This window comes from Escherichia sp. MOD1-EC6300, assembly GCF_002965045.1.
Lineage (GTDB): Bacteria > Pseudomonadota > Gammaproteobacteria > Enterobacterales > Enterobacteriaceae > Escherichia > Escherichia coli_F.
Map to the genome: position 1 here is coordinate 21,726 of NZ_PTRH01000024.1, position 23,458 is coordinate 45,183.

Annotated in this window: 24 protein-coding genes, 1 pseudogene and 1 other annotated feature; of the genes and pseudogenes, 11 read left to right on the forward strand and 14 right to left on the reverse strand. The window is 50.2% G+C overall.

Translation table 11 applies throughout. The annotated features are described in order from the left end of the window. Positions 1 to 26: 26 nt before the first annotated feature. The 3 genes from bamE to nadK all read right to left on the reverse strand — a co-directional run bounded on the left by bamE (position 27) and on the right by nadK (position 3,142). Positions 27 to 368, reverse strand: coding sequence for an outer membrane protein assembly factor BamE (gene bamE, locus BGE37_RS23020; protein ID WP_001203437.1), 342 nt, complete (start codon positions 366 to 368; stop codon positions 27 to 29). Positions 369 to 516: 148 nt separating this feature from the next. After that, positions 517 to 2,178 carry a DNA repair protein RecN gene (recN, locus tag BGE37_RS23025; RefSeq protein ID WP_000880951.1) on the reverse strand — a complete coding sequence of 554 codons (1,662 nt, stop codon included), beginning with the start codon at positions 2,176 to 2,178 and terminating at the stop codon, positions 517 to 519. Between the two features lie 85 nt (positions 2,179 to 2,263). Beyond that, positions 2,264 to 3,142: an NAD(+) kinase gene (gene nadK / locus BGE37_RS23030; protein WP_001059169.1), complete on the reverse strand. Its 879-nt coding sequence runs from the start codon at positions 3,140 to 3,142 to the stop codon at positions 2,264 to 2,266. A 123-nt stretch (positions 3,143 to 3,265) separates the two neighbouring features. Between nadK and grpE the strand changes: the two genes are divergently transcribed. Further along, positions 3,266 to 3,859: a nucleotide exchange factor GrpE gene (grpE, locus tag BGE37_RS23040; protein ID WP_001296310.1), complete on the forward strand. Its 594-nt coding sequence runs from the start codon at positions 3,266 to 3,268 to the stop codon at positions 3,857 to 3,859. Between the two features lie 54 nt (positions 3,860 to 3,913). Here grpE and BGE37_RS23045 read toward each other — a convergent pair whose 3' ends face one another. Next, on the reverse strand, positions 3,914 to 5,200 hold the full coding sequence (locus BGE37_RS23045; protein ID WP_010723175.1) for an HlyC/CorC family transporter: 1,287 nt from the start codon (positions 5,198 to 5,200) through the stop codon (positions 3,914 to 3,916). A gap of 20 nt (positions 5,201 to 5,220) precedes the next feature. Then, complete coding sequence (locus BGE37_RS23050; RefSeq protein WP_001338897.1) at positions 5,221 to 6,012, reverse strand: cytochrome C assembly family protein; 792 nt, start codon at positions 6,010 to 6,012, stop codon at positions 5,221 to 5,223. Positions 6,013 to 6,178: 166 nt separating this feature from the next. Between BGE37_RS23050 and ffh the strand changes: the two genes are divergently transcribed. The 5 genes from ffh to rplS all read left to right on the forward strand — a co-directional run bounded on the left by ffh (position 6,179) and on the right by rplS (position 9,679). Beyond that, the gene (gene ffh, locus BGE37_RS23055; RefSeq protein WP_000460035.1) at positions 6,179 to 7,540 is read left to right on the forward strand and encodes a signal recognition particle protein; all 1,362 of its coding nucleotides are present in this window, start codon (positions 6,179 to 6,181) and stop codon (positions 7,538 to 7,540) included. A 136-nt stretch (positions 7,541 to 7,676) separates the two neighbouring features. Next, positions 7,677 to 7,925: a 30S ribosomal protein S16 gene (rpsP, locus tag BGE37_RS23060; protein ID WP_000256450.1), complete on the forward strand. Its 249-nt coding sequence runs from the start codon at positions 7,677 to 7,679 to the stop codon at positions 7,923 to 7,925. An 18-nt stretch (positions 7,926 to 7,943) separates the two neighbouring features. After that, on the forward strand, positions 7,944 to 8,492 hold the full coding sequence (gene rimM, locus BGE37_RS23065) for a ribosome maturation factor RimM (RefSeq protein ID WP_105277833.1): 549 nt from the start codon (positions 7,944 to 7,946) through the stop codon (positions 8,490 to 8,492). 30 nt (positions 8,493 to 8,522) lie between these two features. Next, on the forward strand, positions 8,523 to 9,290 hold the full coding sequence (gene trmD, locus BGE37_RS23070) for a tRNA (guanosine(37)-N1)-methyltransferase TrmD (protein WP_000264781.1): 768 nt from the start codon (positions 8,523 to 8,525) through the stop codon (positions 9,288 to 9,290). Positions 9,291 to 9,331: 41 nt separating this feature from the next. Beyond that, complete coding sequence (gene rplS / locus BGE37_RS23075; protein ID WP_000065253.1) at positions 9,332 to 9,679, forward strand: 50S ribosomal protein L19; 348 nt, start codon at positions 9,332 to 9,334, stop codon at positions 9,677 to 9,679. Positions 9,680 to 9,755: 76 nt separating this feature from the next. On the opposite strand, the gene BGE37_RS23080 is transcribed toward rplS, so the two are convergent. The 4 genes from BGE37_RS23080 to BGE37_RS23095 form a co-directional block, all read right to left on the reverse strand. Further along, positions 9,756 to 10,238, reverse strand: a complete 483-nt coding sequence (locus BGE37_RS23080; RefSeq protein ID WP_039021299.1) for an OmpA family protein — start codon at positions 10,236 to 10,238, stop codon at positions 9,756 to 9,758. Between the two features lie 15 nt (positions 10,239 to 10,253). Next, positions 10,254 to 11,480 (reverse strand): diguanylate cyclase DgcN, encoded by a 1,227-nt coding sequence (gene dgcN, locus BGE37_RS23085; RefSeq protein WP_077757002.1) that lies wholly within the window; start codon positions 11,478 to 11,480, stop codon positions 10,254 to 10,256. Further along, positions 11,470 to 11,988 carry a YfiR family protein gene (locus BGE37_RS23090; RefSeq protein WP_001212405.1) on the reverse strand — a complete coding sequence of 173 codons (519 nt, stop codon included), beginning with the start codon at positions 11,986 to 11,988 and terminating at the stop codon, positions 11,470 to 11,472. Before BGE37_RS23090 ends, dgcN begins: the two co-directional genes overlap by 11 nt. Before the next feature lie 149 nt (positions 11,989 to 12,137). Then, entirely contained in the window at positions 12,138 to 12,503 is a 366-nt protein-coding gene (locus BGE37_RS23095; protein ID WP_001353010.1) for a DUF2799 domain-containing protein, read from the reverse strand. 209 nt (positions 12,504 to 12,712) lie between these two features. Here BGE37_RS23095 and aroF point away from each other — a divergent pair, with 209 nt between their 5' ends. Next, positions 12,713 to 13,783, forward strand: a complete 1,071-nt coding sequence (gene aroF, locus BGE37_RS23100; RefSeq protein ID WP_001168045.1) for a 3-deoxy-7-phosphoheptulonate synthase AroF — start codon at positions 12,713 to 12,715, stop codon at positions 13,781 to 13,783. Positions 13,784 to 13,793: 10 nt separating this feature from the next. Further along, positions 13,794 to 14,915, forward strand: a complete 1,122-nt coding sequence (gene tyrA, locus BGE37_RS23105; protein WP_000225210.1) for a bifunctional chorismate mutase/prephenate dehydrogenase — start codon at positions 13,794 to 13,796, stop codon at positions 14,913 to 14,915. Positions 14,916 to 14,957: 42 nt separating this feature from the next. Here tyrA and pheA read toward each other — a convergent pair whose 3' ends face one another. The 5 genes and pseudogenes from pheA to bamD form a co-directional block, all read right to left on the reverse strand. Next, the gene (pheA, locus tag BGE37_RS23110; RefSeq protein ID WP_032184936.1) at positions 14,958 to 16,118 is read right to left on the reverse strand and encodes a bifunctional chorismate mutase/prephenate dehydratase; all 1,161 of its coding nucleotides are present in this window, start codon (positions 16,116 to 16,118) and stop codon (positions 14,958 to 14,960) included. 21 nt (positions 16,119 to 16,139) lie between these two features. After that, positions 16,140 to 16,265: a sequence feature (Phe leader region), on the reverse strand. Further along, complete coding sequence (pheL, locus tag BGE37_RS23115; protein ID WP_001386991.1) at positions 16,217 to 16,264, reverse strand: pheA operon leader peptide PheL; 48 nt, start codon at positions 16,262 to 16,264, stop codon at positions 16,217 to 16,219. (Overlaps the previous feature by 48 nt.) A 102-nt stretch (positions 16,266 to 16,367) precedes the next feature. After that, positions 16,368 to 16,709 carry a ribosome-associated translation inhibitor RaiA gene (gene raiA, locus BGE37_RS23120; RefSeq protein WP_000178456.1) on the reverse strand — a complete coding sequence of 114 codons (342 nt, stop codon included), beginning with the start codon at positions 16,707 to 16,709 and terminating at the stop codon, positions 16,368 to 16,370. A 259-nt stretch (positions 16,710 to 16,968) separates the two neighbouring features. Further along, positions 16,969 to 17,680, reverse strand: a pseudogene (locus tag BGE37_RS23130) (IS4 family transposase). A 122-nt stretch (positions 17,681 to 17,802) separates the two neighbouring features. Further along, complete coding sequence (bamD, locus tag BGE37_RS23135; RefSeq protein WP_000197686.1) at positions 17,803 to 18,540, reverse strand: outer membrane protein assembly factor BamD; 738 nt, start codon at positions 18,538 to 18,540, stop codon at positions 17,803 to 17,805. A 134-nt stretch (positions 18,541 to 18,674) separates the two neighbouring features. Here bamD and rluD point away from each other — a divergent pair, with 134 nt between their 5' ends. From rluD to clpB, 3 genes are all read left to right on the forward strand, one after another. After that, complete coding sequence (gene rluD, locus BGE37_RS23140; RefSeq protein WP_000079112.1) at positions 18,675 to 19,655, forward strand: 23S rRNA pseudouridine(1911/1915/1917) synthase RluD; 981 nt, start codon at positions 18,675 to 18,677, stop codon at positions 19,653 to 19,655. After that, positions 19,652 to 20,383 carry a purine nucleoside phosphorylase YfiH gene (gene yfiH / locus BGE37_RS23145; RefSeq protein WP_032184934.1) on the forward strand — a complete coding sequence of 244 codons (732 nt, stop codon included), beginning with the start codon at positions 19,652 to 19,654 and terminating at the stop codon, positions 20,381 to 20,383. Before rluD ends, yfiH begins: the two co-directional genes overlap by 4 nt. A 129-nt stretch (positions 20,384 to 20,512) precedes the next feature. Then, positions 20,513 to 23,086: an ATP-dependent chaperone ClpB gene (clpB, locus tag BGE37_RS23150; protein ID WP_002431841.1), complete on the forward strand. Its 2,574-nt coding sequence runs from the start codon at positions 20,513 to 20,515 to the stop codon at positions 23,084 to 23,086. Positions 23,087 to 23,458 lie beyond the last annotated feature (372 nt).

The window sequence follows — 23,458 nt, forward strand, 5'->3', positions numbered from 1 at the left end:
TAACGTCTTTGAGAGCAACTTTATTATTAGTTACCACTCAGCGCAGGTTTGTTATCAATGTTGGTCAACACCCCGCTACTGTTAAAGGTCAGCGTCAGCGTTTGCTGCGTTACACCTTCATGACCTGGTTGCTGGCGGAAGACATAGAACCAGGTATTCGTACCAAATGGATCGGACATCAGCGGTGTACCCAATGCGTACGCAACTTGTTGTTGCGTCATGCCAACACGTATTTTGGATACGTCGTTAGCGGTCAGATAGTTCCCCTGGTTGATGTCAGGACGGTAAACCACTCGCTCCAGAGTGGAACAGCCTGCGGTCAACATCAATAGTACTGCTGCTGCAGCAGTCAGCGTTTTACAGCGCATAGTGATTTGATTCCTTTTCGGGCCCGAGCAGTACGTGGCTCATCTGTAATATGCCGATGATAATAGACCTTTCATCACTTTAAAACCTTTTGCTTTCCGGTCTTACGGCGTTTTGCTGTTTACTCTGACCGTGAAGCAGGAAAAAAGTTTACGCCGCAAGCAGTTCTTTCGCATTCGCCAGTGTGTTACGTGTGACTTCACTGCCACCAAGCAGGCGCGCCAGCTCTTGTAACCGCGCTTTTTTGTCCAGCGACTCCATATGCGTTTCTGTCATCGCACCATCGGTTTCTTTGCTGACAAAATAGTGTTGATGACCACATCCCGCGACTTGTGGCAGGTGGGTAACACACATCACCTGAGTTGATTCGCCGAGTTGACGCAGCAGTTTGCCGACAACTGCCGCTGTTGGACCGCTAATCCCTACATCCACTTCATCAAAAATCAGTGCCGGGGTTTCCATTTTACGCGCTGTGATGACCTGAATTGCCAATGCGATGCGGGACAATTCACCACCAGATGCGACTTTGGCAATAGGCTGCATTGGCTGACCTGGGTTGGTGGTTACCCGAAACTCAATACGATCAGCGCCGTCAGCGCCCAAGTGATGCTCGTCAAATTTAACATCAATCGTAAACTGCCCATGCGGCATAGAGAGTGCATGCATACTATCGGTGATCAGCTGTGCCAACTCATTTGCATAATGCTGGCGTTGCTGGTGTAACGCGCGTGCCGTTTCCAGTGCTTGCTGATGATGTTTCGTTACCGCCAGCGCGAGCGTTTCTTGTGAGTCGGCCTGATCGTCCAGTTGCTGCTGTTCTTCCAGTAGCGACTGGTAATACTGTGGCAATACCTCAGGGCTGACGTGATGTTTACGTGCCAGCGAAATCTGTTTTGAGATGCGCTGTTCAAGTTCAAACAGTCGGTTGGGATCGAGATCCAGACGATCGCAGTAGTGGCGTAGTTCGTCGCTGGCTTCAACAATCTGGATGGTAGCTTCTTCCAGCATATCAAGTACGCCGGACAGTTTGCTATCCATGCCAATCAATTCGCTCACCAGTTGTTTAGCCGTGTAAAGCTGGCTTTGCAGGTTTGCGTCTTCGCCGTCGGCCATTAATGCCAATGCATTCTGGCTGGTGGTCAGTAATTGACCGCTGTTCGCCAGACGTTTGTACTCTTCGTCGATTTGCTCAAACTCTCCGGGCTGCGGATTAAATTCGTTAAGTTCTTTTAATTGGTATTGCAGCAGTTCCGCACGAGCGGCGCGTTCCTGACTTAACTGTTGATGATGCGCGAGGTCACGGCAGCTCTGATGCCACAACTGATAACGTGCGGTCATTTCCTGGAGCAGAGAGGTTTCATTGGCATAGCCATCAAGCAGGAATTTTTGGTGCTCGGGTTTGGTGAGTAATTGATGGGCGTGCTGACCATGGATCTGAATGAGCAACTGGCCCAGTTCGCGCAGTTGTGACAGTGGAACAGCTGTACCGTTGATAAAACCACGAGAGCGACCATCGCTACTGATTACGCGACGAAGCAGGCATTCACGGCCATCTTCCAGTTGGTTTTCTTCCAGCCAGCGCAGTGCTGCGGGTGTATCTTTCAGAGAAAAACGGGCGCACAGATCTGCGCGAGCAGCTCCGGTACGCACCATGTCGGCTTCAGCGCGACCGCCGAGACAAAGGCCCAGGGCATCTATTGCAATAGATTTACCCGCGCCAGTCTCGCCGGTGATTACGGTCATGCCGCTGTGAAAATCAATCTCAAGCTCACGAACGATAGCAAAGTTGCTGATGGTCAGTTGTGCCAACATAGTTGTTTTCCTGTATGAAAAACCATTACTGATATTGTGTACAGTATAAACTGGTTTTATATACAGTAAAGAGGCTGGCGTAAAATTAGAATAATTTTTTTGACCAGCCGAGCTTGGTGCTTAATGTATTGAAATAACTGTAATCTTTCGGATGAATCAGATTCAGATGGTAATCACAGCGACGAATCAGGACATCTTCTCCTTCCTGAATCGGTAGTGCTATCTGGCTGTCGCAACTGATTTCCAGGTCGTTACGGCGATGTGAAAAACGCAGACGGATCGTGCTGCTGCTGTTTATGACCAGTGGTCGTGCTGACAACGTATGCGGGAACATGGGCACCAGGGTAATTGCATCCAGAGAAGGCGTCAGGATTGGACCGCCTGCCGAGAGAGAATAGGCAGTAGAGCCTGTAGGTGTCGAAATAATCAGGCCATCGGAACGCTGCGAAAACGCAAAGATCTCGTCGATATATACTTCGAATTCAATCATATGCGCCACTTTTCCTGGGTGAAGCACCACTTCATTTATCGCGGTGCTGATGCGCTTTTGGCAATCTTGCTGACAGACTTGCGCTTCCAGCAAAAAACGTTTCTCGCTGATGTAGTGACCTTCCAGCACATCGGCTAATTGTTGCTGAGCGTTATCGGGGTCAAGGTCGGTCAGGAAACCTAGGTTGCCACGGTTGATTCCAATAACTTTAATATCGTAACGGGCGAGTGTGCGCGCCGCGCCCAGCATATTACCGTCGCCACCAACGACTACCGCGAGATCAGCCAGTTGCCCAATCTCCGCGAGCGTGCCAGTTTTCACATTCTTCAGTTGCAGTTCGTGAGCGATTTGTTGCTCGACGATGACCTCGTAACCTTTTGTGCACAGCCAGCGGTAGAGCATTTCATGTGTTGTCAGTGCAGTAGGGTGCCGTGGGTGTCCCACAATGCCAATACACTTGAAATGATTATTCATTTTTCCGAGGTCCTTGTTGCGAAGATTGATGACAATGTGAGTGCTTCCCTTGAAACCCTGAAACTGATCCCCATAATAAGCGAAGTTAGCGAGATGAATGCGAAAAAAAACGCGGAGAAATTCATGAGTAGTAAAGAACAGAAAACGCCTGAGGGGCAAGCCCCGGAAGAAATTATCATGGATCAGCACGAAGAGATTGAGGCAGTTGAGCCAGAAGCTTCTGCTGAGCAGGTGGATCCGCGCGATGAAAAAATTGCGAATCTCGAAGCTCAGCTGGCTGAAGCCCAGACCCGTGAACGTGACGGCATTTTGCGCGTAAAAGCCGAAATGGAAAACCTGCGTCGCCGTACTGAACTGGATATCGAAAAAGCACATAAATTCGCGCTGGAGAAATTCATCAACGAATTGCTGCCGGTGATTGATAGCCTGGATCGTGCGCTGGAAGTGGCTGATAAAGCTAACCCGGATATGTCCGCGATGGTTGAAGGTATTGAGCTGACGCTGAAGTCGATGCTGGATGTTGTGCGTAAGTTTGGCGTTGAAGTGATCGCCGAAACTAACGTGCCGCTGGACCCGAACGTGCATCAGGCCATCGCAATGGTGGAATCTGATGACGTTGCGCCAGGTAACGTACTGGGTATTATGCAGAAGGGTTATACGCTGAATGGTCGTACGATTCGTGCGGCGATGGTTACTGTAGCGAAAGCAAAAGCTTAATTTCTGCTTTCGTAATAAATCACGGCCCAGCATGCGAATGCCGGGCCGTTTTCGTTACTCCGCCACACTCTCACGCAGCGGTTTTACAGGAAAAACTTTTACCTGTTTAATCATATTGTCCTGTACGTCGAGAATATCGATATCGTACTCGCCAATACGCACGCGAGTTCCTGCGACAGGAATCTCTTCCAGTGCCTCAAGAATGACGCCATTAACCGTTCGTGCATCATCTTCCGGTAGATGCCAGTTAAAGGCTTTGTTGATTTCCCGCACGTTGGCAGTGCCATCGATAATCACCGAACCGTCGTTTTGCGGCGTGACCTCTTCGGCGAGCGTTGGCGACATCGACGTGGTGAAATCACCAACAATCTCTTCGAGAATATCTTCGACCGTCACCAGCCCCTGAATATCTCCATACTCGTTGACGACCAGGCCGACTTTCTTTTTGTTGCGCTGAAACTTCACCAGCTGCGTGCTGAGCGGCGTACCTTCCGGGACAAAATAGATTTCGTCCGCGGCGCGTAGCATGGTTTCTTTGGTGAACTCTTTTTTCTCCGACATCAACCGCCAGGCTTCACGCACACGCAGCATACTGATGGCATCGTCCAGCGAGTCACGGTAGAGCACGATGCGTCCGTGAGGTGAGTGGGAGAGTTGGCGGAGAATCGATTTCCAGTCATCGTTGATATCAATACCGATAATTTCACTGCGCGGCACCATGATGTCATCGACAGTCATTTTTTCCAGATCGAGTACCGACAACAGCATATCCTGATTGCGACGGGAAATTTGTGACCGCGATTCGTGCACAATGGTGCGTAATTCTTCTTTGCTTAAAGAGCCACTAACCACGATATCGGTTTTGATGCCCATCATGCGCATTAACATGCGGGTAATAGCGTTTAGCAACCAGACCAGCGGCATCATCAAAATTTGCAGCGGTGCCAGCAGAAAACTACTTGGATAGGCGACTTTTTCCGGGTACAGCGCGGCAATGGTTTTCGGCAATACTTCAGCAAAAACCAGTACGACAAAAGTAAGCACACCAGTCGCAATTGCCACGCCCGCATCCCCGTACAAACGCATCCCCACAATAGTGCCGAGCGCGGAGGCAAGAATATTGACCAGGTTATTGCCGATTAACACCAGGCTTATCAGGCGGTCTGGCTTACGCAGCAATTTTTCGACACGTTTGGCCGAGCGATTACCCTGTTTCGCCATATGCCGCAGACGATAGCGGTTGAGGGTCATCATTCCGGTTTCGGACCCGGAAAAATAGGCTGAAATGACCACCATGATGATCAGAATAATGATCAACGTGGTAGTAGATATGTGTTCCAGGGGAAACTCCTTTTCTGGGGTTAGCTGATTAACTGCTGGACAATTCGGCTACCGAAGTAGGCCAGTGTCAGAATGACCGCACCCGCAACGTTAAACCAGACGACGCGGCGTCCACGCCATCCTTCATGATAATGTCCCCACAGCAGCACAATATAGACAAACCACGCCACGATAGAGAGCACGGCCTTGTCGATATTTTCCATGCTAAATAAGTTGTGCATGTAGAAGAGACCAGTGCAAAGAGTGAGCGTTAACAGCACCACGCCAATCTGCGTGATGTGGAACATTTTACGCTCGATACTCATCAACGGCGGCATTTCCTGGTTAAACGCCAGCTTCTTGTTCTTCAGTTGGTAATCAATCCACGCCAGTTGTAATGCATACAGAGCGGCGATAATCAGCGTGGCATAGGAAAAGAGCGATAAGCCAATGTGAACCAGCATCCCAGGCGTTGCTTCCAGATGGGTGATGTATTCATTGGGCATAAAGGTGGCCAGCGCCAGGTTGATAAGCGCAAAGGCATAGACAATGGGTAGCAGTAACCAGCCACGATTGCGGGAAGCCACGATGGTCATTACCGTACAGATCATCAAACTGACCAGCGAACCAACGTTCAGTAAGCTGAGGTTTTGTCCGCTATCACCGTCGGGCAGGATGCGGGCTTCCAGAGCGATTGCGTGGCAGACCAGCGCGATGACCGCAGAAATAATAGCCATGCGCCGCCAGCCGCCGTTTTTTTGCAGCAGACCGGGAACAATCAGCGCAAGACTGACGGAGTAGGCGACAAGCGCGAGCAGAGCAAAAACGGGCATAGTAATGTCGACAGTTTGAGCAATAAGAAAGAGAAGCAGTATAGCGTCAGGTGAACGCTGCTCCAACCGTTGCATAACAACAAAGACGCCTTCATGTTATACTGCGGCAAAATACTGATGATGTGTCGCGATTGCGGCCAACCGTTTCCACCCCAGGCGAGAGACAATGTTTGATAATTTAACCGATCGTTTGTCGCGCACGCTGCGCAATATCAGTGGCCGTGGACGCCTCACTGAAGACAACGTAAAAGATACGCTGCGCGAAGTGCGCATGGCGCTGCTGGAGGCGGACGTCGCCCTGCCGGTAGTGCGTGAGTTTATCAATCGCGTAAAAGAGAAAGCGGTTGGTCATGAAGTTAATAAGAGCCTGACGCCGGGGCAGGAGTTCGTCAAAATCGTCCGTAACGAACTGGTTGCGGCGATGGGCGAAGAGAACCAGACCCTGAATCTGGCTGCGCAACCGCCAGCGGTGGTACTGATGGCGGGCCTGCAAGGTGCCGGTAAAACAACCAGCGTGGGCAAGCTCGGTAAGTTCCTGCGTGAGAAGCACAAGAAGAAAGTGCTGGTGGTTTCTGCTGACGTCTATCGCCCGGCGGCAATCAAACAGCTTGAGACGCTGGCAGAGCAGGTGGGCGTTGATTTCTTCCCTTCTGATGTTGGTCAGAAGCCGGTTGATATTGTTAACGCGGCGCTGAAAGAAGCCAAACTGAAATTCTACGACGTGCTGCTGGTGGATACCGCTGGTCGTCTGCACGTTGACGAAGCGATGATGGACGAGATCAAACAAGTCCATGCGTCGATTAACCCGGTTGAAACCCTGTTTGTGGTTGACGCCATGACCGGTCAGGATGCGGCCAATACGGCAAAAGCATTCAATGAAGCGTTACCGCTGACCGGTGTGGTACTGACTAAAGTCGACGGCGATGCTCGTGGCGGTGCGGCGCTCTCTATTCGTCACATTACGGGCAAACCGATCAAGTTCCTCGGTGTTGGCGAGAAAACCGAGGCGCTGGAGCCGTTCCATCCGGACCGCATCGCTTCCCGTATTCTCGGCATGGGCGACGTGCTGTCGCTGATCGAAGATATCGAAAGTAAAGTTGACCGCGCGCAGGCAGAGAAATTAGCCAGCAAGCTGAAAAAAGGCGACGGCTTCGATCTCAACGACTTCCTTGAGCAACTGCGCCAGATGAAAAATATGGGCGGCATGGCTAGCCTGATGGGCAAACTGCCGGGCATGGGGCAGATCCCGGATAACGTCAAGTCGCAGATGGACGATAAAGTGCTGGTGCGTATGGAAGCCATCATCAACTCGATGACGATGAAAGAGCGCGCTAAGCCAGAAATCATCAAAGGTTCGCGTAAACGCCGTATCGCTGCCGGTTGCGGTATGCAGGTGCAGGACGTTAACCGTCTTCTGAAACAGTTCGACGACATGCAGCGCATGATGAAGAAAATGAAGAAGGGCGGAATGGCGAAGATGATGAGAAGCATGAAAGGGATGATGCCGCCGGGATTTCCTGGTCGCTAAATGACCTTATGCGACAGAGTTATTAACTGCTGATTGCATTTTCTCCAGAAATCAGTAAAATTTTCGGGCTTTTAATATGACACCGGACTCCGTTCCTCGATGGGGTCCGGTTGTTTTATTCACACAAGAGGATGTTATGGTAACTATTCGTTTAGCACGTCACGGCGCTAAAAAGCGTCCGTTCTACCAGGTTGTTGTCGCTGACAGCCGTAATGCACGCAACGGTCGCTTCATCGAGCGCGTTGGTTTCTTCAACCCAATCGCTAGCGAAAAAGAAGAAGGCACTCGCCTGGATCTGGATCGCATCGCTCACTGGGTTGGCCAGGGCGCAACTATTTCTGATCGCGTTGCAGCGCTGATCAAAGAAGTAAACAAAGCAGCTTAATCTGTCACGGTGGTCATGATGAGCAAACAACTCACCGCGCAAGCACCTGTTGATCCCATCGTTTTGGGAAAAATGGGTTCGTCTTACGGTATTCGTGGGTGGCTCAGAGTGTTTTCTTCCACCGAAGACGCCGAAAGCATTTTTGACTATCAGCCCTGGTTTATCCAGAAGGCGGGTCAGTGGCAGCAAGTCCAGCTGGAAAGCTGGAAGCACCACAATCAGGACATGATCATCAAGCTGAAAGGCGTTGACGATCGTGATGCGGCGAACCTGCTGACGAATTGTGAAATTGTCGTGGATTCATCGCAGCTGCCTCAGCTTGAAGAGGGTGACTACTACTGGAAAGACCTGATGGGCTGCCAGGTAATAACCACTGAAGGCTACGATCTCGGTAAAGTCATCGATATGATGGAAACCGGATCTAATGACGTTCTCGTCATTAAGGCAAACCTGAAAGATGCGTTTGGTATCAAGGAACGTCTCGTACCGTTCCTCGATGGGCAGGTTATCAAGAAAGTCGATCTCACTACTCGTTCAATCGAAGTAGATTGGGATCCTGGTTTTTAAACCACCGGATAAACGGTAAAAGACGGCGCTATGTGGATTGGCATAATTAGCCTGTTTCCTGAAATGTTCCGCGCAATTACCGATTACGGGGTAACTGGCCGGGCAGTTAAAAATGGCCTGCTGAGCATCCAGAGCTGGAGTCCTCGTGACTTCACGCATGACCGGCACCGTACTGTGGACGATCGTCCTTACGGCGGCGGACCGGGGATGTTAATGATGGTGCAACCTTTACGGGACGCCATTCATGCAGCAAAAGCCGCGGCGGGTGAAGGCGCAAAGGTGATTTATCTGTCACCGCAGGGGCGCAAGCTTGATCAAGCAGGCGTCAGCGAACTGGCAACGAATCAAAAATTGATTCTGGTGTGCGGTCGCTACGAAGGTATAGATGAGCGCGTGATCCAAACCGAAATTGACGAAGAATGGTCAATCGGCGATTACGTTCTCAGTGGTGGTGAGTTACCAGCAATGACGCTGATTGACTCCGTTTCCCGGTTTATTCCGGGAGTACTGGGACATGAAGCTTCGGCAACGGAAGATTCCTTTGCTGAAGGATTGCTGGATTGCCCGCACTATACACGGCCTGAGGTGTTAGAAGGGATGGAAGTTCCGTCAGTGTTACTGTCGGGCAACCATGCTGAGATACGTCGCTGGCGTTTGAAACAGTCGCTGGGCCGTACCTGGCTTAGAAGACCTGAACTTCTGGAAAACCTGGCTCTGACTGAAGAGCAAGCAAGGTTGCTGGCGGAGTTCAAAACGGAACACGCACAACAGCAACATAAACATGATGGGATGGCGTAAGCCCCCGAGATATCAGTTTACCCAGGATAAGAGATTAAATTATGAGCAACATTATTAAGCAACTTGAACAAGAGCAGATGAAGCAGGACGTACCTTCCTTCCGTCCGGGTGATACCGTGGAAGTGAAAGTATGGGTTGTTGAAGGTTCCAAAAAACGTCTGCAGGCATTCGAGGGCGTGGTTATCGCTATTCGTAACCGCGGTCTGCACTCTGCATTCACTGTTCGTAAAATTTCCAACGGCGAAGGCGTTGAGCGTGTCTTCCAGACTCACTCTCCGGTAGTTGACAGCATTTCTGTCAAACGTCGTGGTGCTGTTCGTAAAGCTAAACTGTACTACCTGCGTGAGCGTACTGGTAAGGCTGCTCGTATCAAAGAGCGTCTTAACTAAGATTTCGCTTAAGCGACATCCTGTTAAGAAGGGCTGGCCAATTGGCTGGCCCTTTTTTTATCTGTTTGCTCGTGTTTTAAGGGGTAGTAATCACTACTGCGACGCGGCGGTTCTCGGCGCGGCCCTGGGCGGTCTTGTTACTGGCTATGGGATATTTTTTTCCTAAACCCTGTGTGGTGAGGTTGCTGCGCGGAATTTGTCCACCTATAGCCCATGCATCGGCCACAACATTCGCCCGTTTCAATGATAAGGCTTCGTTGTAACTGTCTTCACCATAGTTGTCGGTGTGTCCATCCATACGGGCATGCGTTAGCCCTGTCGAGGCCAATTTGGCTGCCATGGTTTGGATCTGTTGCTGGCTTTCCGGGAGCAATTTGTAGTCATTTTTTGCGAACAGAATGGCATCTGATAATCCCAGCGACCAGTCGCCGGCGGATTCAGTAAATCCATAAGATTGCATAGCGGCAACTTGCTCAGGAGTAAACTTTCCCTGAGGGGACTGGCAGCCAGTCAGTACTAGCGAGGTGAAAATCAGGGGTGCTACCAGGTGCTTTATCATATCGATATATCCTTGTTATCTCACCAGCTTTTCGGCACGCTGGTGTTTGGCCTGATACATATTGTGATCGGCCAGCTCTTGTAATTTTTCCGCAGAGGCATGCTCAATGGTCATCGCGTAACCAATGCTTAATGTCATGGTGGTCTGATGACCATTATGAAGATCAAACGGGCGATTAAAGATTTGTGTCAGTGCTGAGCATATCCGCTGCACTTCAGATTCCGACTGTACACCATAGAGCACCATCGCGAATTCATCGCCGCCTATGCGGTATGCTTTATGTTGCAGCCCGCCAAATTCTGCTAACCGTTTTGCTACCTCAATCAAGACCCGATCGCCCGTCGCATGACCCCAGGTATCGTTGATATATTTAAAATTATCGCCATCAAGAAACAGTAACGCCGACGTTTTTCTGGCATCGGAACTGCTCATCAACGTGTTGATGCCGCTACGAAACGCAGCCCGGTTCGCCAGCCCGGTTAATGGGTCATGTAGCGCGGTACGTAGAAGCTGCGCATTTTTGGCCTGTAAACGAAGCTGCCACTCTTCCATTTCATCCAGCAGACTGTTGAAGTCGAGAGCGAAGCGGTGAAACTCAGCGATACGTTCTTCCGAAACTCGTCGGGAAAAATTGCGGTTGGAACGCACATCATGTACGACATCGGTGATATTTTTCAGCGCTTCCACCAGGCCATTGTGCAAATGGCGGGTGAGGGTAATTGCGATGCCTGATGCCAGCAGAATACAACCGGTCAGGACAGCGAGCGAAAACCAGATAAAATGGCTGATCGAGCTGTCGCGAGCGGTTAAGCGTACTTCGCCAATGGTTTCACCATTGTGACGAATCGGCTGAGTGATGGGGGCAGGGAAGAGCCAGTGGCTTATGAAATTGCTGAAAGTATCGCCTGGATCCTTACGGGTGTAATGCCAGGATGCCAGAATATTTTGCTGCTTATCACGCACTTCTGCAGTTGAAAATTGCCCTTGCTTCCCCAGCGCTGCCAGTGTTTGAGTTGCTGCAGGGCCATCGGCAAAAACGACCGCTGCTTCCAGACTGTAAGTCATTGTTGCTGCTGTCAGTGCCAGGTTTTTTTGCGCGTACTGTTTCAGGGTCAGCACCGAGGTCACGGAAAGCAGCAACCAGATCAGCATCATAGTGATAAATATGCTGGTCATACTGATGTTGCGTAATGCTCTTTTAAACGTGGGGCGCTTATTAAGAGAATTATCGTTATCCATCATTTTTCTTCCGTGCGAGCATTAAGACATCTGGGTTCACCTTTACACCGCTACGCGATAAGGCATCCAGGTTTACGGCAAATCTGACGTCATTATTGTGGATGATCAGACAAAAGGCGCTGCCAATAATGCACTCGGCATTTTGTTCGGCAATTAATAATAACGCCTTTGACGGATATTGTTCGGTTAATTCCATCTGGAATGTTGGTGACTCGTTGCCAAAATAAAAACCATTGCAGCCTGATATCATCGCCTCTTGTTGAGAGTGAATGATGACAGGCAGATAAGGCAAAGATGTCGCGCCATTCTCTTGTAGGGCGGTACTAAAACGTGAAGATGAAAAGATACATAACTTTGGTAGGCCTGATAGCGCAGGCCAGCGAGTGTAACTGACAATACCGGAAACCATCGTACGCACGTTTTTCGCAACGTCTGAAGGTTCCTGAGCGAGTATTGGTGCTCCCGTCAGGAGGAGAATCAGCAGTAAGAACAGACGATGAGAAAAACGCATTCAGGGATCCTCACCATCTTCGCTTGCAATGCATCGATAATTTTTCAGAATGCTCATTAAAATATCATTCTTTCATGCGGTCGTCATCAATGTGAGAAATAAAACACAATGAGTAGAATCTCATGTTTAATTTATTTGTGGGGGGTTAATTAATTTAATCGTATTGTGCTGGCATTTTCATCAGCCCCTTTTTGCCATACTTCATGCAGTTGGCTGGCATTTTCAACATTGTTGCAGCTGGCAGGAAAGCTTTTACCGGAAAGTCCTCGGGCATAAGTAAAATCGGTCTGGCAAGTTTTCTTTTGTCCTTCGGCATATCCTTTAAGGTATAGACCGCGATCCGCCTGTGAATCGCTAAATGCATCGTCATCTTTTATGGCGTTGCCCGATATCGCATCTTCCATACCAACATCATACCAGTCGGTGCTGGTCAAGGTTGGCGCGTGAGTATAAGGATCAATCTGACATCCGCTAACCAGTAAAGCCAACAAGGGGGCGATAAACTTTTTCATCATTTCTTTCTCCTTTTTCAAAGCATAGCGGATTGTTTTCAAAGGCGATGTAAATTTATTTATACATAAACAAGGATTAAAAGCGCGAATAAATTGCTTGTGTAAAGAAAAATGTACGAAATATGGATTGAAAACTTTACTTTATGTGTTATCGTTACGTCATCCTCGCTGAGGATCAACTATCGCAAACGAGCATAAACAGGATCGCCATCATGCAAAAAGACGCGCTGAATAACGTACATATTACCGACGAACAAGTTTTAATGACTCCGGAACAACTGAAGGCCGCTTTTCCATTAAGCCTGCAACAGGAAGCCCAGATTGCTGACTCGCGTAAAACTATTTCAGATATTATCGCCGGGCGCGATCCTCGTCTGTTGGTAGTATGTGGTCCTTGTTCCATTCATGATCCGGAAACTGCTCTGGAATATGCTCGTCGATTTAAAGCCCTTGCCGCAGAGGTCAGCGATAGCCTCTATCTGGTAATGCGCGTCTATTTTGAAAAACCCCGTACCACTGTCGGTTGGAAAGGGTTGATTAACGATCCCCATATGGATGGCTCTTTTGATGTAGAAGCCGGGCTGCAGATCGCGCGTAAATTGCTGCTTGAGCTGGTGAATATGGGACTGCCACTGGCGACGGAAGCGTTAGATCCTAATAGCCCGCAATACCTGGGCGATCTGTTTAGCTGGTCAGCAATTGGTGCTCGTACAACGGAATCGCAAACACACCGTGAAATGGCCTCCGGGCTTTCCATGCCGGTTGGTTTTAAAAACGGCACCGACGGCAGCCTTGCAACGGCTATTAACGCTATGCGTGCCGCCGCCCAGCCGCACCGTTTTGTTGGCATTAACCAGGCAGGGCAGGTTGCGTTGCTACAAACTCAGGGGAATCCGGACGGGCATGTGATCCTGCGCGGTGGTAAAGCGCCGAACTATAGCCCTGCGGATGTTGCGCAATGTGAAAAAGAGATGGAACAGGCGGGACTGCGCCCGTCTCTGATGGTAGATTGCAGCCACGGTAATTCCAATAAAGATTATCGCCGTCAGCCTGCGGTGGCAGAATCCGTGGTTGCTCAAATCAAAGATGGCAATCGCTCAATTATTGGTCTGATGATCGAAAGTAATATCCACGAGGGCAATCAGTCTTCCGAGCAACCGCGCAGTGAAATGAAATACGGTGTATCCGTAACCGATGCCTGCATTAGCTGGGAAATGACCGATGCCTTGCTGCGTGAAATTCATCAGGATCTGAACGGGCAGCTGACGGCTCGCGTGGCTTAAGAGGTTTATTATGGTTGCTGAATTGACCGCATTACGCGATCAAATTGATGAAGTCGATAAAGCGCTGCTGAATTTATTAGCGAAGCGTCTGGAACTGGTTGCTGAAGTTGGCGAGGTGAAAAGCCGCTTTGGACTGCCTATTTATGTTCCGGAGCGCGAGGCATCTATGCTGGCCTCGCGGCGTGCAGAGGCGGAAGCTCTGGGTGTACCGCCAGATCTGATTGAGGATGTTTTGCGTCGGGTGATGCGTGAATCTTACTCCAGTGAAAACGACAAAGGATTTAAAACGCTTTGTCCGTCTCTGCGTCCGGTGGTTATCGTCGGTGGTGGCGGTCAGATGGGACGTCTGTTCGAGAAGATGCTGGCACTCTCGGGTTATCAGGTGCGGATTCTGGAGCAACATGACTGGGATCGAGCGGCTGATATTGTTGCCGATGCCGGAATGGTGATTGTTAGTGTGCCCATCCACGTTACTGAACAGGTTATTGGCAAATTACCGCCTTTACCGAAAGATTGTATTCTGGTCGATCTGGCATCGGTGAAAAATGGACCATTACAGGCCATGCTGGCGGCGCATGATGGTCCGGTGCTGGGGTTACACCCGATGTTCGGCCCGGACAGCGGTAGCCTGGCAAAGCAAGTTGTGGTCTGGTGTGATGGACGTAAGCCGGAAGCATACCAATGGTTTCTGGAGCAAATTCAGGTCTGGGGCGCTCGGCTGCATCGTATTAGCGCTGTCGAGCACGATCAGAATATGGCGTTTATTCAGGCACTGCGCCACTTTGCTACTTTTGCTTATGGGCTGCACCTGGCAGAAGAAAATGTTCAGCTTGAGCAACTTCTGGCGCTTTCTTCGCCGATTTACCGCCTTGAGCTGGCGATGGTTGGGCGACTGTTTGCCCAGGATCCGCAACTGTATGCCGACATTATTATGTCGTCAGAGCGTAATCTGGCGTTAATCAAACGTTACTATAAGCGTTTCGGCGAGGCGATTGAGTTGCTGGAGCAGGGCGATAAGCAGGCGTTTATTGACAGTTTCCGCAAGGTGGAGCACTGGTTCGGCGATTACGCACAGCGTTTTCAGAGTGAAAGCCGCGTGTTATTGCGTCAGGCGAATGACAGTCGCCAGTAATAATCCAGTGCCGGGTGGCGTGTTTCACCCGGCACGATTTCATTATGCCGGATCGACTGGTACCACATTCTCGCTTGGGTAACAGCCCAGGACTTTCATCGAGCGAGTGATTTCACCTAGCTCTTTCAACGCCTGTTGCATTTCCGCTGATTCCAGATTGGCCTGAATATCCAGATAAAACATCTCTTCCCACGGGTTTCCGTGAATCGGGCGTGATTCCAGACGGGTCATAATCAGATTGTGGTTGCGCAGTACCAGCAACGCTTCAACCAGCGCACCAGCTTGTTGTCCGGTCGCCATTAACAACGTCGTTTTCGCCGGAACCTGGTCAGAAACGTTAATGGCTTTACGTGCCAACACCACAAATCGGGTGAAGTTTTGTCGCTGATTCGCTTCAATATGCTCCAGTACCTGCAAACCGTACAAAGTGCCGCCAGCTTCGCTTCCCAACGCAGCAACATGCGGTGATTTTGCCTGTGCAACCTTTTCCATTGCCGCAGACGTACTTTCGGTATATTCAATCTTCCAGTGCGGATAACGATTAAGGAATTTGCTGCATTGCTGGAATGGCTGCGGATGGCTGTAGACCGTATTAATGGTGGATAAATCAGTAGTGCCGGAGACCAACAAACAATGATCGATAGTTAACGTCATCTCGCCAACAATCGACAAACTGGTATGTTGCAGCAGATCGTAAACGTCGTTTATGGCACCGGAGCTGGTATTTTCAATCGGTACGACGGCATAGTCGGCCTGGCCGGTTTCCACCTGATTAAAAATATCGGCAAATTTGGCGCAGCCACTTTCAATGAATTGCTCAAAGTGACGCGCAGCGTACTGACGAGCGGCAAGATGTGAATAGGAGCCTTTGGGGCCGAGAAAAGCGATGCGTGCTGAGTGCGGATTAATTTTATTGAGATGTTGCTGGAGCAGTGCCTGCTGAGTTAATACGGAATCTTCAATGATGAGTTGGAACAGGCGAGTAATGTAATGGGCGTCCAGATGGTGCACTTTACCGAGCGTAATTAATCTTTCCAGCAAATCGCGTTCGCGATCAATATCACGTACCGGGCGATGAGAGAGCAGTTTGGCTTTTCCCACCTCGACGGCCAGTTCGCGCCGCTCTGCCAGTAATGCTAATAATTTTTCATCCAGCGCGCTGATTTTCTCTCGCAGCGCCAGTAACGGGTTTTCCGATGTCATAGTGTTGCCTTTTTGTTATCAATAAAAAAGGCCCCCCGGTTTGGGAGGCCTTATTGTTCGTCTTCGCATTCTGTTTCACACGACGAAACGCCTCCCATTCAGGGGAAGGTAAAAAAGAATGCGAAGAAAAACGGCGTGTGTTTCATGTTTGTTTCCTTAGGTGACTTCAGTACAGTACCCGTACTGTTTTCTCGCTGTCAACAAAAAACGCGCCCGAAGGCGCGTTGGCGATACACTCAATATAAAGGACTACTCTTCTTCAACTTCTTCGACGAAGTTGGCGTCTTTCACCGATGTTGCGGCACGACGTGCTTCGCCTTTGTGCTGCAGTTTATTGAGCTGCCGTTCCAGCTTGTTGATCAATTCGTTAATTGCGGTGTACATATCTTCATGTTTACCACTGGCAACCAGAACGCCGTTAGGAGTATTGATTGTGGCGTCAGCAACAAAACCTTGTGGCTCTTTGGACAGAATGATATGTGGATTAATCAGATGTGTTTGCCATTTTTCCAGTTTGGCGAGACGGTCTGCGACATGTTGGCGGATGGCCGGAGTAATTTCCATTTGTTTGCTGGTAATGTTCATTGTCATAAATTTTACCTCTTGTCTTCCCGTCTTGGTGAATTCAGCATACCGTTCCTGATGTCAAAATGTGTGATGGAAATCTCATAATTTTGTCACTTTTTGTCAACGAATCTTTTTTGTGAGAAATCGCAGGAAGAGGTGTTTTTTTACTTGAGGAATATCTCAAAGCGAGCCATATTTGATGAGATCGATAGTGACTAAATCGCTTCAGTTTCACAACTAACAGAATAAAAAAACGGCAGCTCAAGGCTGTAATGCCAGTCAGTTAAGCAACTGACTGGCTCTTTTTCGGGGCTGTGGGGTATTTCCAGGGCCTCTCCTTTACCACTCTCGGGAAGGCCCTTTCCCTTCTTGTCGGTAATTTCACTGGCTGTCCCATACTTGCAAGATCGCGCATCAGCTCCGGTATACGTCCCGGTGAAGCGCATGGCGTCCGTCATCGACGTCAGCAGATGGCTGGTCAGTTCCATCTGGCAGACCATTTTGACCTGCGGGTAGAGCGCCGGGTTCCCGGCATGTGTCTGGCGGGGGAAGGCTGCATCGTTCTCTGGTGTATCCGGTGTGCGCCAGAACACACCATCGATGGCCAGCAGGGTCAGGCTGCACCAGTGCGGATGCAGCGTGGCGTTATGCCAGAGCTGCGCTGTTTTCGTGAACACGCGGCGGACAGCCTCACTTCCCAGGCGCTGGCGGGCCTGAATAACGGCACTGGGGGCAACGAAGGGGCGATTGCCCGGCAGCATGATGTCCAGGCGATTCACAATCTGGTGAAGAGGTTCTTTACGCTCAAGCGCCATGCCAACAATACACCAGACCATCATTTCGAGGGGAAGACGGCGCTTGCGTAGCGTTACAGTACCTGATTCGGCAAGGCAACGAGAGATGAGTTCGGGGTCGAGGTAATCCCCCAGAAAAGTCAGTGGGTTACGCAGAGAATCGTAACGGGATACCAAATCAAGGGCCTGTCCAATGAGCATAAAAAAATCCGGAAACGAGTGAGCGTTTCCGGATTCTTACACAGCCACTGAATCGGTCAACTGATCCTTAACTGATCGGCATTACAGCTCAAGGGCTGCCGTTTTTTTATTTCAATCTTCTGTTATGTATTGCTGCTGTTAGCAGCGATAATCTTCGCTACCTTTTCAGCTTGCGCATTCATCTGCATCTGACGGTATGCATTTTCCATCAGCGGCAGCGCATCACGCGTAGCCTGGGTATCCGGATAGTCGCGCAACATGCCTTCTACGCGGTTAACGACAGCAACCCATGCACCACGTTCTGTATAATACTCGGCAACGGAGTATTCATATTTCGCCAGACGATCTTTCAGGAATACCAGACGTTTGGTGGCATCGGTGGTGTACTGACTGTTCGGATAGCCGCGCACCAGTTTGGAAAAGTCACTAAACGCAGCTCGTGCATGTTGAGGATCGCGATCGCTACGGTCAACGCCAAAGAACCCTTGCAGCGCACTGTCATCCAGCGCCATATTGGTCAGGCCACGCATGTACATGACATAATCGATATTCGGATGGGTCGGGTTAAGGCGAATAAAACGATCGATGGCAGCCTGTGCTAACGGCAAATCGGCGTTTTTATAGTAGGCGTAGATGAGATCCAGCTGCACCTGCTGCGAATACGGACCAAACGGATAGCGATTATCTAACGCTTCCAGTTGCGTTATTGCCTGTCTCCAGTTACCGTCCTGCAGCTTTTGTTGTGCAGTCGCGTAAATTTCATTTGGCGGATTATCAGGTACTTCTTCCTTTGACCCCGAGCAACCCGCCAAAAACAGGCTTAGTGTGGCGGCTGCCACCAGATATTTCATGCGCGTCATGACGTTTTGACTTTCCTCAAAATGTAATACGGGAGATTCTCTGTTCCTGCTCCCGGTTAAGACCAGCTACAATAGCACACTATATTAAACGGCAAAGCCGTAAAACCCCAACGATAAACGAAGAAGCAGTATATATGGCACAACGAGTACAGCTCACTGCAACGGTGTCCGAAAACCAACTCGGTCAACGCTTAGATCAGGCTTTGGCCGAAATGTTCCCGGATTATTCACGTTCGCGAATAAAAGAATGGATCCTCGACCAGCGCGTGCTGGTTAACGGCAAAGTTTGTGATAAGCCGAAAGAAAAAGTATTGGGTGGCGAGCAGGTGGCCATCAACGCTGAGATTGAAGAAGAAGCGCGTTTTGAACCGCAGGATATCCCGCTGGATATCGTCTATGAAGATGAAGATATCATCGTCATTAATAAACCACGCGACCTGGTGGTACATCCTGGCGCGGGTAACCCGGATGGCACGGTACTGAATGCGTTGCTTCATTATTATCCGCCCATTGCCGATGTACCGCGTGCGGGCATCGTCCATCGTCTGGATAAAGACACCACCGGCCTGATGGTTGTGGCAAAAACCGTTCCGGCTCAGACGCGTTTAGTCGAATCTTTGCAACGGCGTGAAATTACTCGTGAGTATGAAGCGGTGGCAATTGGTCATATGACCGCTGGCGGTACAGTAGATGAACCAATCAGCCGCCACCCGACCAAACGTACTCACATGGCGGTGCATCCGATGGGTAAACCGGCGGTCACTCACTATCGCATCATGGAACACTTCCGTGTGCACACGCGTCTGCGGTTGCGTCTGGAAACCGGACGTACGCACCAGATCCGCGTGCATATGGCCCATATCACTCATCCGCTGGTGGGCGATCCGGTTTATGGCGGCCGTCCGCGTCCGCCAAAAGGTGCTTCGGAAGCGTTTATCTCCACGCTGCGTAAGTTTGACCGCCAGGCGCTTCATGCAACCATGCTGCGTCTTTATCACCCGATCTCCGGCATCGAAATGGAATGGCATGCGCCTATTCCACAAGATATGGTGGAGCTGATTGAGGTGATGCGCGCCGATTTCGAAGAGCATAAGGATGAAGTGGACTGGTTATGAGTAAGCTGATTGTCCCGCAGTGGCCGCTGCCAAAAGGTGTTGCGGCCTGTAGCTCTACCCGTATCGGCGGCGTGAGCTTGCCGCCGTATGACTCGCTCAACCTCGGTGCCCATTGTGGCGATAACCCGGATTACGTCGAGGAAAATCGTAAGCGACTTTTTGCTGCGGGCAATTTGCCTTCAAAACCGGTCTGGCTTGAGCAGGTACACGGCAGAGATGTGCTTAAGCTTACTGGCGAACCTTATGCCTCAAAACGAGCAGATGCCTCTTATAGCAATACGCCCGGCACGGTTTGCGCCGTGATGACGGCCGACTGCCTCCCCGTGCTGTTTTGCAATCGAGCGGGAACGGAAGTCGCCGCCGCTCATGCTGGCTGGCGTGGACTGTGCGCTGGCGTGCTGGAGGAGACGGTTTCCTGTTTTGCTGATAATCCGGAAAATATTCTCGCCTGGTTAGGGCCGGCAATTGGTGCACGCGCGTTTGAAGTGGGGGCGGAGGTTCGCGAGGCGTTTATGGCAGTAGACGCCAAAGCGAGTACAGCTTTCATTCAGCATGGTGATAAGTATCTGGCGGATATTTATCAGCTTGCCCGGCAGCGTCTGGCGAGCGTAGGTGTTGAGCAAATTTTCGGCGGCGACCGTTGTACATATACGGAAAATGAGACATTCTTCTCTTATCGTCGCGACAAGATCACCGGTCGTATGGCAAGTTTCATTTGGCTGATATAACCTAAAGAATCAAGACGATCCGGTACGCGTGATTTTCTTTTCACATTAATCTGGTCAATAACCTTGAATAATTGAGGGATGACCTCATTTAATCTCCAGTAGCAACTTTGATCCGTTATGGGAGGAGTTATGCGTCTGGATCGTCTTACTAATAAATTCCAGCTTGCTCTTGCCGATGCCCAATCACTTGCACTCGGGCACGACAACCAATTCATCGAACCTCTTCATTTAATGAGCGCCCTGCTGAATCAGGAAGGGGGTTCGGTTAGTCCTTTATTAACATCCGCCGGCATCAATGCTGGTCAGTTGCGCACAGATATCAATCAGGCATTAAATCGTTTACCGCAGGTTGAAGGCACTGGTGGCGATGTCCAGCCCTCACAGGATCTGGTGCGCGTTCTTAATCTTTGCGACAAGCTGGCGCAAAAACGTGGTGATAACTTTATCTCGTCAGAACTGTTCGTTCTGGCGGCACTTGAGTCTCGCGGCACGCTGGCCGACATCCTGAAAGCAGCAGGGGCGACCACCGCCAACATTACTCAAGCGATTGAACAAATGCGTGGAGGTGAAAGCGTGAACGATCAAGGAGCTGAAGACCAACGTCAGGCTTTGAAAAAATACACTATCGACCTCACCGAACGAGCCGAACAAGGCAAACTCGATCCGGTGATTGGCCGTGATGAAGAAATTCGCCGTACCATTCAGGTACTGCAACGTCGTACTAAAAATAACCCGGTGCTGATTGGTGAACCAGGTGTTGGTAAAACAGCCATCGTTGAAGGTCTGGCTCAGCGTATTATCAATGGCGAAGTACCGGAAGGGCTGAAAGGCCGCCGCGTACTGGCGCTGGATATGGGCGCGCTGGTGGCTGGGGCGAAATATCGCGGTGAGTTTGAAGAACGTTTAAAAGGCGTACTTAACGATCTTGCTAAACAGGAAGGGAACGTCATCCTGTTTATCGACGAATTACATACCATGGTCGGCGCGGGTAAAGCCGATGGCGCAATGGACGCCGGAAACATGCTGAAACCGGCGCTGGCGCGTGGTGAATTGCACTGCGTAGGTGCCACGACGCTGGACGAATATCGCCAGTACATCGAAAAAGATGCTGCGCTGGAACGTCGCTTCCAGAAAGTGTTTGTTGCCGAGCCAACCGTGGAAGACACCATTGCTATTCTGCGTGGCCTGAAAGAACGTTATGAACTGCACCACCATGTGCAAATTACTGACCCGGCAATTGTTGCAGCGGCGACGTTGTCTCATCGCTACATTGCTGACCGTCAGCTGCCGGATAAAGCCATCGACCTGATCGATGAAGCAGCATCCAGCATTCGTATGCAGATTGACTCAAAACCGGAAGAACTCGACCGACTCGATCGTCGTATCATCCAGCTCAAACTGGAACAACAGGCGTTAATGAAAGAGTCTGATGAAGCCAGTAAAAAACGCCTGGATATGCTCAACGAAGAACTGAGCGACAAAGAACGTCAGTATTCCGAGTTAGAAGAAGAGTGGAAAGCAGAGAAAGCCTCGCTCTCTGGTACGCAGACCATTAAAGCGGAACTGGAACAGGCGAAAATCGCTATTGAACAGGCTCGCCGTGTGGGTGATCTGGCGCGGATGTCTGAACTGCAATACGGCAAAATTCCAGAACTGGAAAAGCAACTGGAAGCCGCAACGCAGCTCGAAGGCAAAACTATGCGTCTCTTGCGTAATAAAGTGACCGACGCCGAAATTGCTGAAGTGCTGGCGCGTTGGACGGGGATTCCGGTTTCTCGCATGATGGAAAGCGAGCGCGAAAAACTGCTGCGTATGGAGCAAGAGCTGCACCATCGCGTTATTGGTCAGAACGAAGCGGTTGATGCGGTATCTAACGCTATTCGTCGTAGCCGTGCGGGGCTTGCTGACCCGAATCGCCCGATTGGTTCATTCCTGTTCCTCGGCCCAACGGGTGTGGGGAAAACTGAGCTTTGTAAGGCGCTGGCGAACTTTATGTTTGATAGCGACGAGGCGATGGTCCGTATCGATATGTCCGAGTTTATGGAGAAACACTCGGTGTCTCGTCTGGTTGGTGCGCCTCCGGGATATGTCGGTTATGAAGAAGGTGGCTACCTGACCGAAGCAGTGCGTCGTCGTCCGTATTCCGTCATCCTGCTGGATGAAGTGGAAAAAGCGCATCCGGATGTCTTCAACATTCTGTTGCAGGTACTGGATGATGGGCGTCTGACTGACGGGCAGGGGAGAACGGTCGACTTCCGTAATACGGTTGTCATTATGACCTCTAACCTCGGTTCCGATTTGATTCAGGAACGCTTCGGTGAACTGGATTATGCGCACATGAAAGAGCTGGTACTCGGTGTGGTAAGCCATAACTTCCGTCCGGAATTCATTAACCGTATCGATGAAGTGGTGGTCTTCCATCCGCTGGGTGAACAGCACATTGCGTCGATTGCGCAGATTCAGTTGAAACGTCTGTACAAACGTCTGGAAGAACGTGGTTATGAAATCCACATTTCTGACGAGGCGCTGAAACTGCTGAGCGAGAACGGTTACGATCCGGTCTATGGTGCACGTCCTCTGAAACGTGCAATCCAGCAGCAGATCGAAAACCCGCTGGCACAGCAAATACTGTCTGGTGAATTGGTTCCGGGTAAAGTTATTCGCCTGGAAGTTAATGAAGACAGGATTGTCGCCGTCCAGTAATGATAAAACGAGTCCTTCGGGGCTCGTTTTTGTCTATAAATTAGACGGAAAAGACTATATTCAAGATGTTTTGCCTGAAAAATGAGCGAACGATAAAGTTTTTATATTTTTCGCTTGTCAGGCCGGAATAACTCCCTATAATGCGCCACCACTGACACGGAACAACGGCAAACACGCCGCCGGGTCAGCGAGGTTCTCCTGAGAATCTCGACAGAGAAAAGCAAAAAAATGCTTGACTCTGTAGCGGGAAAGCGTATTATGCACACCCCGCGCCGCTGAGAAAAAGCGAAGCGGCACTGCTCTTTAACAATTTATCAGACAATCTGTGTGGGCACTCGAAGATACGGATTCTTAACGTCGCAAGACGAAAAA

Excerpts from the sequence above, each read along its gene's own strand:
- tyrA (WP_000225210.1), top strand. The coding sequence starts at position 13,794 with ATGGTTGCTGAATTGACCGCATTACGCGATCAAATTGATGAAGTCGAT.
- yfiH (WP_032184934.1), top strand. The coding sequence starts at position 19,652 with ATGAGTAAGCTGATTGTCCCGCAGTGGCCGCTGCCAAAAGGTGTTGCG.
- rluD (WP_000079112.1), top strand. The coding sequence starts at position 18,675 with ATGGCACAACGAGTACAGCTCACTGCAACGGTGTCCGAAAACCAACTC.
- rimM (WP_105277833.1), top strand. The coding sequence starts at position 7,944 with ATGAGCAAACAACTCACCGCGCAAGCACCTGTTGATCCCATCGTTTTG.
- rplS (WP_000065253.1), top strand. The coding sequence starts at position 9,332 with ATGAGCAACATTATTAAGCAACTTGAACAAGAGCAGATGAAGCAGGAC.
- raiA (WP_000178456.1), bottom strand. The coding sequence starts at position 16,709 with ATGACAATGAACATTACCAGCAAACAAATGGAAATTACTCCGGCCATC.
- aroF (WP_001168045.1), top strand. The coding sequence starts at position 12,713 with ATGCAAAAAGACGCGCTGAATAACGTACATATTACCGACGAACAAGTT.
- nadK (WP_001059169.1), bottom strand. The coding sequence starts at position 3,142 with ATGAATAATCATTTCAAGTGTATTGGCATTGTGGGACACCCACGGCAC.
- BGE37_RS23095 (WP_001353010.1), bottom strand. The coding sequence starts at position 12,503 with ATGATGAAAAAGTTTATCGCCCCCTTGTTGGCTTTACTGGTTAGCGGA.
- pheA (WP_032184936.1), bottom strand. The coding sequence starts at position 16,118 with ATGACATCGGAAAACCCGTTACTGGCGCTGCGAGAGAAAATCAGCGCG.
- BGE37_RS23050 (WP_001338897.1), bottom strand. The coding sequence starts at position 6,012 with ATGCCCGTTTTTGCTCTGCTCGCGCTTGTCGCCTACTCCGTCAGTCTT.
- recN (WP_000880951.1), bottom strand. The coding sequence starts at position 2,178 with ATGTTGGCACAACTGACCATCAGCAACTTTGCTATCGTTCGTGAGCTT.
- BGE37_RS23080 (WP_039021299.1), bottom strand. The coding sequence starts at position 10,238 with ATGATAAAGCACCTGGTAGCACCCCTGATTTTCACCTCGCTAGTACTG.
- bamE (WP_001203437.1), bottom strand. The coding sequence starts at position 368 with ATGCGCTGTAAAACGCTGACTGCTGCAGCAGCAGTACTATTGATGTTG.
- BGE37_RS23090 (WP_001212405.1), bottom strand. The coding sequence starts at position 11,988 with ATGCGTTTTTCTCATCGTCTGTTCTTACTGCTGATTCTCCTCCTGACG.
- bamD (WP_000197686.1), bottom strand. The coding sequence starts at position 18,540 with ATGACGCGCATGAAATATCTGGTGGCAGCCGCCACACTAAGCCTGTTT.
- clpB (WP_002431841.1), top strand. The coding sequence starts at position 20,513 with ATGCGTCTGGATCGTCTTACTAATAAATTCCAGCTTGCTCTTGCCGAT.
- grpE (WP_001296310.1), top strand. The coding sequence starts at position 3,266 with ATGAGTAGTAAAGAACAGAAAACGCCTGAGGGGCAAGCCCCGGAAGAA.
- trmD (WP_000264781.1), top strand. The coding sequence starts at position 8,523 with ATGTGGATTGGCATAATTAGCCTGTTTCCTGAAATGTTCCGCGCAATT.
- ffh (WP_000460035.1), top strand. The coding sequence starts at position 6,179 with ATGTTTGATAATTTAACCGATCGTTTGTCGCGCACGCTGCGCAATATC.
- dgcN (WP_077757002.1), bottom strand. The coding sequence starts at position 11,480 with ATGATGGATAACGATAATTCTCTTAATAAGCGCCCCACGTTTAAAAGA.
- rpsP (WP_000256450.1), top strand. The coding sequence starts at position 7,677 with ATGGTAACTATTCGTTTAGCACGTCACGGCGCTAAAAAGCGTCCGTTC.